The sequence below is a fragment of the Paenibacillus sp. MAHUQ-45 genome (assembly GCF_058133325.1).
Map to the genome: position 1 here is coordinate 153,050 of NZ_JBYUPV010000012.1, position 14,236 is coordinate 167,285.

Consider the following 14,236-nt stretch of genomic DNA (forward strand, 5'->3'; position numbering starts at 1 on the left):
GCGAAAGCTTGATGCTACGCGGTTTTTGTCTCTTTTTTATCTAAATTTTTCATTATTCTTTTATTGACCCTCTATAGACTTATATATGGAAGCTATGAATTCCGTCTATGAACAAGATAACCGGGAAAGCCCAATACATGCAGTAGGGTAAGGATCGTTTTATGAAGGGGGAAATCATTTTGGGACAGCATTTTGCGAGAAAATGGAAGATCATTGTGTTCAATTGGCTTTTGATTGTGAGTATGCTCACGGGGACGCTGGAGCCTGTGATTGGCCTCGGCAGCAAAGCTGAGGCGGCGGGAAACGCGGCTTCAATCCCTGCGGATATCGCGGGCCATTGGGCGCAGCAGCCGCTCAGTGAATGGGTGGATAAAGGACTCATCAAAGGTTTTGAGGATGGCACCTTTCGTCCGAATGGAATCATCACGCGTGTAGAATTCGTTACGCTGGTGAATCGGTTGTTCGCTTATAAAGGGACAAGCGATGTGACCTTCAAAGACGTGCCAGCCGATGCCTGGTTTGCATCCCAGGTCAGCGCAGCTGTGCAGGCTGGCTTATTTGAAGGGGTTCCCTGACGGGAGCTTCCAGCCGGATAAATCACTGTCCCGCGTGGAAGCCGCGGTGATGGTCGCGAAGCTTGTTCCTCTCCTCCTCAAGGAGGGAGAGAACCCGCTGGAGGCGTTCAAGGACAAAGGCAGTGTGCCTGCCTATGGCCGCGATCCGCTGGCAGCCTTGCTGGCGGCGGGCTACATCAAGGGCTTCCCGGACCAAACGGTTGGTCCGGGCAAGCCGCTTACGCGGGCCGAAGCTGTAGTGCTGCTGGACCGCGTGATGAAACCATCGGCGACCAGTGCCGATGGGGGTGTCATTCCGGCGGCCAAGACGGTGGAATCAGGAGGCACTTATGGGCCGGCGACAGGCACATTTACAGTCGCCGGGGACCTTACCGTCAACGCGCCGGACACTACATTGCGTAATTTGGTGGTGAAAGGAAACCTGGTGATCGGCCAAAAAGTCGGGGAAGGCGATGTCTACCTTGATCATGTGACCGTGCTGGGGAAGACCTCGATCAACGGCGGCGGAGAACATAGTATACATATTGATGATTCTCAGCTCCAGACCGTTGTGGTTAACAGGGTGGATGGCCGGATTCGGGTTGTCATCGGAGGAACGACAGTCATCTCACAGATGGATGTTCAGTCGGATGCCAGTGTCGAGTCGAACGTGGGGCCATCCAGCGGCGGTATAGAGGGTATTACGATTTCTGCCACCGGGGAGGTTACATTATCCGGTAATTTCACTTTGGTTGAGGTCAAGAGCAATGTGAAGCTGAGCATCGACTCAGGAACGACTAGTCGCATCATCGTTAACGAGGGTGTGCAATCCTCAACGATTATGTTGAACAAAGGCGTAAAGGTAGACAGTATCGAATTCCACGGCACAGCCAGTGTTAAAGGTGAGGGAGAGATTCTCAAAGCGCTGGTGGATGCGCCGAATGTTACCTTCGAGACTAAGCCGGGCAGTGTGGAAACAACGGAGCGCGGAAAATCCTCCCCTACACTTTCGCCGAGTGCCGCTGCGGGTGGTAACGGTGGCGGGGGTGGAAGTGGTGGCGGCGGCGGAGGAACAACTCCGCCGACCCCAACTTCGCCAACCCCAACTCCGCCATCCAATACAATGGTGGAAGTAACGGTGACTGTTCCGGCCACAACAGGCTTCCGGCTGAATTTCAGCACTCCCATCACGAATCTTACGGCTGCGGATTTCTCGCTTAAAGATTCTAAGGGCCGTGCCCTGGAAGTCGGGTTCGTGGGCTCGTTAACCGGAGGAAGCTCCTACCGGGTAACAGCTAACTTAAATGAGGGCGAGATTTATTCCGTTGCACTGACTAAGCCAGGGTACGACTTCGGGGCTCCCGTAACCTTCAGTGTACCGGTCACACCGCCACAAGATATTGCTGTCACGAAGACGGTACAGAACATTAGTACTGCTGGCTTTAGGGTATTGTTCGACAAACCGGTGACCGGCTTGCAGACCTCGAATTTCTCACTCATACGTACTGGTAACGGCGAGAGAGTTACGATTGGGGAAGCCACATCGAATAGCGAAGGTACCTCTTATGACGTCACTGCCTCCCTGGAAGGGGGCGTCACGTATTCATTGATGGTTACGAAGCCAGGTTATGGCTTTGGACCAGCGGTAACGATTTTTGTGCCCGTCACAGATCCAGGCACGATTTCTGTAACTGCTGATGTGTACGGAATCAGTGAAGATGGCTTTAAAGTATCGTTCAGCCCAGCGGTGGCTGGATTGGACGCCTCGAGCTTTATCCTTTTGAATAAGGCTAATCAACCCGTTGCAATCCACGGAGCGGCAAGTGCAGACGACGGCAATTCCTATACGATGGATACAGCATTGACGAAGGGAGAAACCTACGGACTTTTCATCGAGAAGAGCGGCTACAGCTTCGGAGCGGCGTTGGCGTTTGCCGTGCCTGGCGAGGAGACGACGACGGTAACACCTTTGGCGAGGAACGTCAGACCCTATGGTTTTCTCCTGACGATGGACAAGACGTTGCCGGAATTGGATGCATTGAACTTCGTTTTGAAGAACGGGCGCAAAGAGAGTGTAAGCATAGATATGCTCAGCGTGGTGGTTGTAGGCAAGGAATACGAGGTGTGGTTCACGCTGGATAAGGCCGACACGTATACCCTCTCACTGGACAAGGAAGGATACGCCTTTAACGAGCCTGTTGTCCTGAAAGTAGAGGCAGAGAAATTGCCGTCTTCGATCGGCTGGGTCACGCATAGCGGCTTTGAAATTGTGTTCCAGAACGCCATTTCCGGTCTTGCTGCTGGAGACCTCAAGCTGGAGGATAACAATGGTCGGTCTATTCAGGTTGACGGTGTTCAGTTCAGTGCTGACGGCAAGTCAGCGGTTGTATCGGGAGATCTGTCTGCAGAAGGGATTTATCGCTACCGCCTGGATACAGAAGATGCGCGGTACTTCGAAGGAACGGTCAGTGTGCCTGCAATAGTGGAGATCAATAAGCATACGACCTATGAGGGTTTTCCCGGCATCTATACCGGACTTAAAGTTCATTTTGCCTTGCCGGTGCCGAGCTTAACCGCGGCTGCTTTTAAGCTGAAGGATGGAAGCGGCAATCCCATTGTCCTGGATTCCGTTACGAGCGACGATCAGGGCAGAAGCTATTTGCTGCAAACGTCACGGCTCAACTCGGGTGGCCCTTTTGTACTTGCAGTTACCGCTGCGGGGTACAGCTTCGGTGATCCGGCGACACTAGTCAGTGCTACCCTGAACGTCTGGAACGCCGGACGGCAGCCGACTCAGTTCATGGCGGGTCTTAACCCGGCTGTGCCAGGCCTGACCAAGGATAATTTCTTTGCGAAGGATGCCGCAGGCAATGAAGTAGCCATTACCAATGTGGCGTGGGACAGCGGTCAACGGATGTACATTGTTACTTTTGCCGGATCAGGGGGGCAGAGCTATACCGTCTCGGTAAAAGTAAACGGATATGACTTCGGGGCTCCGAAAACGATTTGGGTATTTGCCCAGAATAAGATTATTGAGCCTTCTTATACAGGGTTTAGATTAGTACTGGTTCCTCCTGTTGTGATCAATAAGGAGTTTGGATTTAAGCTGACGAAGCCGGACGGCACGCCAGTCGCTATTCAATCGGTCGTGACGGAAGATGAAGGCTCCAGCTACTGGATCTCAGCTAATTTGCAGCCGGGAATCTATCAATTGATGGTGGATGCGGAGATGGACAGCAATATTTTCACAGTCAAGGTTCCCGTGCTTGCGACAGTCTCGGTGAACCAGATTGCTAATAGCGGAGTTAACGTGAAGCTGAATTATGCGCTGGATGGTCTGAGCGCGAGCAACTTTGTTCTTGTCAATGCGGTTACGGGTAACCCTGTTGCTATCCAGTCTGTATTGACAGAGGACCAAGGCAGCAATTATCAGTTGGCAGCCAGTTTGCCGGGTGGAAAATATAATCTGAAGCTGACCGGCCATTTGCCGGAAGCCGGGGTTGATTTTCAGGTAGCGGATACGATTCACGCGGGGGCAACGAAGGTATCCAATATCACGAATGCGGGCTTTGATCTCTCATTTGAGAGCCCTGTGCCCGGCCTGCTTCCGTCCCATATCAGCATTCAAGACGCGCAGAATAACAAGGTTAGCGGACTGACGCTATCGACAGTCGATAACGGTGCATCCTATCATGTGCGTGTAGCTCTCGCTAACAACGCGGACTATACGATGACGCTGCACAAGAATTTTATCGTCTTTGATTCTCCCGTCACGTTCCACGTCAACCGATTTATCTCGGCCAGTGTGGCAGACGTAACGAGTGACGGACATCTGACCTTGAAGTTCACACCAGCTTTCCCGGAGATCGAGAATTACTTGGGCTTGTCGATCACGGATGAAGCCGGCACTGTTTATTATCCTAACCTGTTCGAATCGGCTGACGGCGGCGCGACCTATCAGCTCTATGTGCCGAGCCGGATTCAACCGGGTAGAGCCTATCAGATCAAGTTGAACAAGGATGAATTCTCGATGAACCCGGTGACGTTTATCACTCCGCCGGTACTTACCGTTAGCGAGGCGAATGTTTCGGGATTGAAGCTTAGGCTGGATACACCTATTCCAGGGCTGGACAAGAAACATTTTATCGTGAAAAACGACGCCGGTGAGACTCTAACGCTGACTTCGGCAGCTACAGACGACGCAGGAGCTACCTACCTGCTTCAGGGCACGCTGGAGAGCGGCAGGCATTATACCGTTCAGTACAAGTCGGATCTACTGTACCAAATCAATGACCCGGTGCCATTTACGATTGTCAAAAAAGTCAAGGCAACCATTAGCAGCGTGACAGCCTCCGGCTTCAAGCTTCAGTTCAGCTCCAGCGTCCCTGGCTTGACGCCGCAGCAGGTCATTTTGCATGATCCGCAGGGGAATGTGATCCAGGTATTGTCTTCTTTGAAGACTACGGATCAAGGCTTTAGCTATCTGGCTGCGCTGGATACTGTCTTGCCAGGTAAAGGTTACACCCTCGATTTGGCAAGAGACGAATTCAAACTGGATGCTCCTGTAGCCTTTGATGTTCCGGTCACAGCCAAGGTCAGTCTTGTGAGCACAGCAGTGAATAAAATCATTGTGTCTGTCACTCCAAGTCTGTCAGGTCTGACCACAGATCATTTCTCGCTGTTTGATAGCAAAGGAAGAAAGGTTGCTATCAGAGTAAGCAATCCCGGCAGCGGATTCTACAGCCTCGAAGGCGAATTTAATCCGGCAGAGCTATATACGCTCCAGACGGTCTATCCCGGTTATGTATTCGGAGCACCGCTGTCTATCGGGTTCAAGCTGTGGGTCGATGGCATCATCCATGCTGCTTCCACGAAGGGCTTCAAATTGGCCTTGGTCCCGTTCGTGCCGAATCTCAGTGCGTCTGACATTACAGTCACCGACGAGGCAGGAAATACGGTGGCGGTGCAATCCCTCCAGCCTGTGAGTGCATCTGTTGACTACTACATTGTCAGTGTACCGCTCTCCGGTGGTAAGACTTATCAAGTGACCATAGCAGATAAAGCCCCGTATGCCTTCGGCAAGCTGGACAAGATTAAGCTGAACTCCCGCACTGCCACCGTTGATGGGCTATCTGTGAAGGGCTTCAAGCTGCATATGTCATCAGCGCTCAGTCTGGGAGGACCCGAAGTTGTTCTAGTTGACGAACAGGGCCGGGAAGTCGCTATCGATTCGATCGTCAGCCGCAATGCCGGGCTGACTTATGAGATTGAGGCGACTCTCAAGGCAGGCGTGCACTATTCACTGGGACTGAACAAGCCGGAATATGATTTCGGAGCCAGCATTCCATTACTGGTGCAGCCAGTCGCGGCCACGTTTGAGGGAATGGAGAGAGGGAACAACCATGCCTTTATGCTCCGGTTCGATCATGCGGTGCCGGATATGCTGCCAAGCGAATTCAAGCTGCAGCGGGATGGTATTCAAGTTGCCACTGCTTCGAAGGTATCTACAGAGGACGGGGGCAACACGTATAAAGTGGAGTATGACTTCCGCGGCGCGGCGCAATATACGGTTCTTCCGGTCAAGGACGGTTACGACTTCGGCAAGCCGGTCGTCGTTGAGGTGCCGGTGATCGTAAGCTCCACCGTGCTGAACACGGGAGCCTCGTATATCGACATCGGTCTGAATCCGGTAGTGCCGGGCTTGACCGCAAGCGACTTCACGCTAAAGGATAGCACCGGGCAAGCCTTGGCTGCCACGTCCGTAGTCACGGAGGATGGCGGTGCAACTTACCGGATCAAGTCCTCCTTCATCGGGGGCAAGACGTATACGATTGCGCTAGCCAAGAATGGTTATGATTTTGGTGATGCGGTTTCTGCTGCGCTTCCGAGTGTCATCAAGGGCGAGGTTGGAGACATCGGGGACAAAGAATTTACGATTCTGCTCACCCCTGCTGTCGGAGGCCTCCAGGCCAGCAGCTTCATCCTTCAGAATGCCGGTGGTCAGACCGTGCCGCTTACATCCGTCAAAGCGTTGAACGGTGGATCAGGTTACACCTTGTCTGCGGCGCTGATGGCAGGAGACAGCTATTCGGTGAAGCTGGCAGCGGGCGGTTATACACTGGACGCTCCGCTTGTCTTGACGATGCCGGTACCGATCGAACTGACGACCGAGAATATCCATAGTGAGGGACTGACGGTCAGGCTCAACCGGGCGGTTCCCGGTCTGAACAGCGGGAATTTCCGATTGGCAGATGCTGAGGGGCAGGCCGTTACTGTCACTACTGCGACAACGATGGATGGCGGCTTGACCTATACCGTTCGTGCGGCCTTGCAATATGGCGGCACATACAGCGTGAAGATGACGAAGAACGGCTATGATTTCGGAATAGGATTGCCGTTCACCGTGCTGAAACGTGTTACGAAATCGGTGACGACGCTGTCCGGGAACGGGTTCGTGTTAAGTCTGCAGACGGCCGTTCCTGATCTGAAGACAAGCAATGTGATGTTGAAGGACAGCGCAGGAGAGTCTGTGATCATTGATTCTCTGGTAACCACGGACGGAGGCTTGACCTATGAGGCAGTAGCCAAGCTGACAGAAGGAACGGTGTACACGTTGTCCGTTACTGCGCAAGGCTATGATTTTGGTCCGCCGGTTCAACTGGATGTTAGGGAAATGCCGGTCTTGTCCGCTTCGGATATTACGACCGCGGGATTCAATCTGAATCTTAGCGTGGCGGTTCCGAATCTGAGTTACACGAAGGTGTATTTGACCGGGGCGGATCACCAGTTGATCAAGCTGGATAGCAGCAGGTTCTATGATCCGAACCAAAACACCGCGAAGGCAGGCAGGACGTATACCGTACGCGTGCCGCTAGTGGTTGGACAGACTTACATCCTGTCCATTAACGATCCAGCGCACCCGGCGAAAGGTCCGGTTGAAGTTGTTGTGCCGGTTGCGGTTAGTGCTAAAGTGACGAAATCGGCCGCAAGCGGAATCACATTATTGCTGGGTCAGGGAAAACTTGATCTCCAGGCAGCGGATGTTGAAATCCTGTCCGCAGGGGGTGATCCCGTAGCTGTAACAGGTGTCGCTGCCGGCGAAGCGGCAGGAACCTATACCATTCAAGCAGCACTTGCGGAAGGCAACACGTACTCCCTGCGCTTGAAGAAACAAGGCTACGACTTCGGGTCAGCGGTCAGCGTCTACGTTGCCTATCAGGTGACAGCCAAGTTGATCGGCGTCAACGAGAATGGTTTTACCCTTAGCTTGAATATTCCGGTACCGGAGCTTGGCCTAACTCTGCTCGACGCCGGGACTAAGGTTACGATTAGCTCGGCAAGTACGGCAGATTACGGTCAAACCTATCAGGTGAAGGCCAACCTGGCCTACAATAAAGAATTCAGGCTCAAGCTTAGCAAAGCTGGTTATGAATTTGAAAATGAGCTAGTGGTGAACAACATCAGCTCACCGCCACAACTGCTCAATGCCGTGTCTAACGAAAGCGGTACTCAGGTTATCCTTACCTTTGATAAGCTGCTGGAAAGCGTCATTGCCAGTTCCTCCTTCTCCGTGAAGATTGACGGGCAGTGGCAAAGCATGGTGAATGCTGCGCTTGGGAATGACAAGACGCAGATTATTTTAACCTGGAATGCTTCGGGCCGTGGAATAGGCTCTACTTCAACCGCCTGGGTCGCATATACCGGCGTGAATAGAGTAAAAGCGGTCAATCAGACGTATCTGCCGACGTTTAACGACATGCCGGTGACGAATGTAGCGACCATTCAAGGCTTGGTTACCAGCTATGCGTATAAGAATGATGCGGCCTATCCGGCGAGGGTACTGCATGAGCAATACGGCAAGACCGCGCTGGAGACTGCACAGCTGCTTAGTAACGGGGGCTTTAAGACGGCGAATATTTACAAAACGCTTGTTGCGGAATATATGCTGAGTCGCAGTGATCTTGCTCCGATTCTCTATAAGCTGGATGCTGACGCCATAACCATATTCGAAGCCTATGATTCGATAAGAAGATCCAATAGCGCCTTTGGTTCCGAACTCATTGGAGAGTTAATTGCAGCGGGCTATACAACAGATACACTTGGCCCTGCGCTGCGGAAATTTGGTTATTCCAGCAAGGATCTGACCGGCTACCTGAAGTATTACAAGGTGCCGGCAGCGCAAACCGCAAGTATTCTTCGGACGCATTATAGTGAGACAAGCGGCGGGACTACTGCATTGCTGCAATTCGCCCGTTATGACAAGAAGGAGATCGCTGGTGCCGTTCAAGCGGCCTACGGGTTAAGCTCATTTGATACGGTGCAGGCCCTTCAAGAAGGTCAGCAGACGGCAAGAGATACGGCTTCTCTTATTAAAGACCTGTATGGTGCGGATGCGATTACGGCGGCCACATGGCTGTCCCAAAGTGGATATCCCGATCATGAGGTCGCGGGTGCGATTGCGGAATTCTACAATTTTGCAAGTGCAGAAGAAGCGGTTCAGGCCTTCCTGGGCGCAGGCTTCTCCGTGCCGTATCTGTATTCGATGCTTAGAAAAAAATATCCGCAGCCAGAGGGCGCAGTTGCGCTGCTGAATGCGAAAATTGCACCTAGAACGGTAGCGGAGGCAGTTAAATCGACTGGTGACGGGGCCGGGGTCATAATCAGCGCACTGGGACGCAAGAATTATAGTGTGAAAGAAATTGCAGGTATCGTCAACGATCTGTGGGTAGCCGCAGGTGTAAGCCTGAACGACGTAATGGCTCAATTCGCTGCTAGCGGATATAATCTCTCGGCAAGAGCAGCTCTGCTGCGGGAAGAGTTCGGCGCTGACATCGGGACTGCGCTGGGAATTGTATATCCAGATGCACGGAATGCAACGATGAAGTATTTGCTCGTGGCGGGCTACGATCACGTTAGTCTGACTGATTATTATCTCAGACATGTGTATTCGGGCAATCGTTATGAAGTGTTCCGGCAGCTCCGGCTTGCCGGGCAGACAGCGACCAAATCACTGCAAAGCGTTCATGATGCCCTGATCCAGGCAGGAGAAGCGTTCACCCTGGACGATGCCATGAAGCTTTTCTTCAATGATTATACAAGCCGTTATGAGGCAGCCGATGTCTTGGCGGCCATCCGGTCGGTCTTCGCCGGGGATTTACAGGTCAAGCTGGATGCGGAAACTGTCGCCACAGCGATGAGTAACGTACAAATGTGGGACAAGTACGCGATCGGCAAAGCTCTAATCAGTCAGATGGGTGTAACCCTGGAACAATGGGTGGAGCTGGAGCGGACTAGCGCGTTCGCCAGATTTGGCTGTGCATGCTCCGTTGTTACTGTAGTCAAGGACGTTCAGTATTTGTTCTCCAAAGCTACGCTGCCCGATATCACTGTAGCCATGAGTATGTCCAAGCTGTACACCCTGGACCTTATCATTGAAGGCACGATTAATTTCTACTCCACGCAAGGAATTAGAGCTAAAGGGATGCCGTATCTGCTATCGGCCTTGAAGAATGCGGGGTACGCCTTCGAAGAAGTGGCAGCTGCCTTCGACAGCAAGGGTTGGAGTGAGTGGATTATGGCTTTCAGCAGTTATGGTATTGCTGCAAGCGACGTCACCGCTTATCTGAAGAGCACGGGACTGCCAATGGAGCAGGTTGTGGAGCGGCTGGCTCCCTATCCTCTGAAGGACAGAGCGCTTGTATTGCGTGAGGCTTATGGTCTGGATTCCAGCGCAGCTATGTCGGTGCTGCTTCAGCATACACAAGAAGACCAGGAGATCATCGGCTGGGCGTTGGCCTGGGCATACGGGAGTGATCCGATCACGTTATGGATTCAGACACTCCGGTCGCAAGGGGCAACGGCAACATCCGTGATTAACACTCTGGCCGCACGCTATCGCACGTATTGGGATTCCGAGATGGTGGGTCCCGCACTTGTCCAGGGCGGCTTTAGCCAAGAGGAGGTCATGAAAGGGCTGATTGTTCATTCCTCTAACCGCAACAACCTGCAAGCGACGATTGCTTTGCTGCAAAAGCTGTATGGACAGCAGCAGGTTACCATTGCACAGATTCTCAAAGCTTCCGCGATTGAATCGCCTGCTGAAGGAATCAGTTTCTTGCAAAAAGGCGGATACAAGCTGGGGGATATTGCCCGCGCTTTGAAGGACTATTACGGACTGGAGGCTGGAAAAGCGACGCAACTACTCGTCGCAGCTTATCCCAACAGCCAGAATATGATCCTGACAGGTATGGCCAGTGTCTATGGTCAGACCCTAGAGACGACAGTATTTGAGACCTTGCAGACGCAAGGCATCAGCAATGCCGACGAAGCGATAGATTATTTGCGCAACGCAGGCTTTGGCATCAAAGAAATCTCCGTCGTGGTCAAAGAGAAATTCGGACTAACCGCGGGCCAAACGGCGGCAGGTTTTCTGAAAAAGCCGGTAGGCGACAAGAATGCGCTGATCACAGCGATTGCTACTGCCTATAATCTGCCTGTGGAGACGGCCCTTTATAGTCTGCTTCAAGAGCAGGGAGTTACTTCTTTTGCAGAAGCCATCTCCTTCGTATTCCAGACCCATTTCAGTCTGGCTACCAGTATCAAGCTGGCTAAGGCGTATGGTCTATCGGCAGGCGGAGCCTTGCAGGCTCATCTGAATTCTAATCTGTACCGTCAATCGGATGTAGTGGCGGGTGTATCCGATATTTATGGAAGCACACAGCAGTCTAACATCGCGGATTCGCTGAAGGCAGGCGGTATGAACACACTTGACGCTGCGGTGCCATTCTTGCAGAAGATGCGCTATGACCTGGAGGGCATTGTCCGTGTGGGCAAGGAGCATTATAACCTGACGTCTGGAGAGACCATCGCTGCATTGATGGCAGAGGGTTCGTATGATCGGCCTGAAATTGAGGGGGCTGTAGCCAAGATATACAATCAGTCACTGGAGCAGACGAAGCTGGAGTCACTGAGTTCACTGGGAATCACCGTATTCTCCGATGCCCTGCCGAAATTGCAGCAAGCCGGATTCACGTTGACCGATCTCGTCCTGGCAGCCAAAACCTACTATAAGTTAATGGCTGGCGAAACGACGTATACGTTAATGCAAACACAGCATTATCTAGCAGCAGACATCCTATCTACAGTTGCGCAGGAATACGGCAAGCCGGTTCAGCAAAGTCTGGATCAGCTGCTGAAAGCGAGCGGTATTCCCTCGATTGCTGAGGCTGCACCTTACCTGCGTACCATGGGTTACACTCTGCAGGATGTAATCGAAGTGTCCAAAAATTATTACGGCAACACGTCCAAGGCTACGATAGAAGCACTGAAGGCTCTTCATTTTGAAGATGGGAATGTTATAGAATGGACGGTTCTTCATGTCTACGGGGAGGATTCACAGGAAGCTGTAGGCCGTTCACCGCAAAAGGTGCTGCAGGAAGCTGAGATTACGGAGGAGAAGGCCGTGGTCACTTATCTGTGGGAAGCTGGCTTTTCCCTGATTGAGATTGCAGACATGTTCAAGAACCACTACGGAAAATCCTCCGTGGAAACGGCCGGATTGCTCATTGCAAATGGAACGTTCTCAGCGACGGCAATTCTGAACAGTCTAAATACCGTCTATGGCTCAACGTTTGATGCAGGCTTAATGAATACTTTTAAGACGGCAGGGCTGTTCACGAGTGTGGATACTGCCGCTCTTCAACTGAGCAATGGCGGTTATCGGTTGACGTATGTTGCCGAGATGCTGAAGAAGAGTTACAGCAAGACGAGATCAGAGACAAAGGCTATTCTGACGGCACTGGGTCTGTATTCGGCAACGGCGATCCAATCGGCGGTAGAGCAGGTCTATGACGCAGTTAACACATCGTCAGGTACACTGCAGGATGTGCTTGATCTCTACGGGATCACGACGGCCGAAGGTGCCACAGCTTTCTTGATCAAGCAGAACGCTCCGGTTCAGGATATCCTTCAATATTTGAAGGATGCTTACAACATGGGGGCTGATCAGGCGACAGAAATGCTTGCTCCATCCTACAAAGGTCCGGAACTGGGGCTTGCCGTATTCAAGGTTTACTATAATGATGCCAATGTCGGTTATCTGGCGAAGATCCTTCCGGCAGGCAGCACCTCGTCTCCGGGCAGTGTCGCCAGCTTTATGCGGGGCAAGTTCAAGGATACGGATATCGTGCTGGCTTTGAAGGTGCTCTTCAATCTGGATGAGCTGGGGGTAACGGATGCAGTGTCTACGACAGTGATGTCAGCAGAACGTCTCCGTGCAGCCGTCCGTGAGGTGTTCGGAAGTGATCCTTTATTCGCTTATCTGAAACGGATGAAGGAGCGGGGAGCTAACGCGAACGACGTTGCCGCAGAGCTGGATATCCGGGGACTGCTGGAGCCAGCCCCATCGAGCTACTTGGTCAATACACTGTTGGCGCTGGGCTATGACAACGCCAGCGTGCTGAAGATGCGGTACAATTATTACAACGATTCCCGCAAGAATGCAGGTACTGAGGAAGAACAAGGTAAGCAATTGGTTCAGCTTGGTGTGGATACCCCGGCGGCCATTGTGCAGTACCTAAGAAAGTGGAATTTGCTGCCATACAAGGTCATTAACATTGTAAAAGCAGGATTGCCTAATGCTGCCATGACGGATATTGCACTCGCCATGCGTGAACAAGGATATGGCACCCAGGCTGTCATGGGCGGCCTAGAGGCGGTAGGCCAACGAGGCGATGATATTGCTGCGATTCTGAGACAGCTGGGATTGACGGCAGTGGAAGCCTTAAGCTTCCTGAGTAACCGCTCGTCGGATGATCAGCTTCACTGGCTAATCCGCAACGGCTATACGCCTACTGAATATATCAGATACAGAAGTGTTGGGAATGACAATACCATTGCTATCCTGAAGGCAACGGGTATGTCGGCAGTCGATTTGGCAAAGCTGCTCTCCAAGTACCTGAATATGGGCTACTTTACCATTGCCAAATCTCTATACGATGGCGGATTCAAGACCATCAAGGAGGTAGCAGCTGCGCTGCTTGCCGCAGGCTGCCGTCCGGGCTGGGTTCCGATGTATCTTCAGGAAATTGCGGGCTGGACGCTCAAGGAAATTGCTAAAGCTATGCTGGAATCGAATCTGATTACACTAACCGATTTGGTGACGGCGCTTCAGATAGCGAATGGTAACAACTTGAAGTATACGTTCCAGATTATCAAAGAAGTCTCGACCCGTGAGAGACAGGCTTATTACGATGGGCTGAACTCCGCAGAACGCAAGCTGCTGAACAACAATGAGATCGCACTGATCGTTACTGCTTCAGCTTTGCGCCATGCCAACATCAGTCTTTCCAAAATCACGGACCAGCTAAAAAATGACGGTGTATATGAACCGGAGATCGCGCTGAAAGTGTTGTTCTTATCCGGATTCAATGTGCTGGATGCTACGGATACTGTATGGGATGCCTATCGTGGGGTGATCGGTGCGATGATTATTCTGGCTATGCTCAAAAAAGCCGGAGGTGCGTATATCGCCGATTTCAGCAGATATTACACGCTGATCTCCAAGGTTACCAAAATCGTATATGAACTGAGTAAATAACGTTTGTCGCAAAAGTTTTCAGGGAGGCCGATCCGGTTACGGGTCGGTCTTTTGAAAATAAAAGAGGGATTACGCGGCTCTTCTC

General features: G+C 52.0%; 2 protein-coding genes. Both read left to right on the forward strand.

Annotation, left to right across the window (positions count from 1 at the left end):
* Window positions 1–179: 179 nt before the first annotated feature.
* Entirely contained in the window at window positions 180–575 is a 396-nt protein-coding gene (locus AC3Y23_RS23055) for an S-layer homology domain-containing protein (RefSeq protein WP_379203451.1), read from the forward strand.
* On the forward strand, window positions 559–14,151 hold the full coding sequence (locus AC3Y23_RS23060; protein ID WP_379203453.1) for an S-layer homology domain-containing protein: 13,593 nt from the start codon (window positions 559–561) through the stop codon (window positions 14,149–14,151). Before AC3Y23_RS23055 ends, AC3Y23_RS23060 begins: the two co-directional genes overlap by 17 nt.
* Window positions 14,152–14,236: the final 85 nt, after the last annotated feature.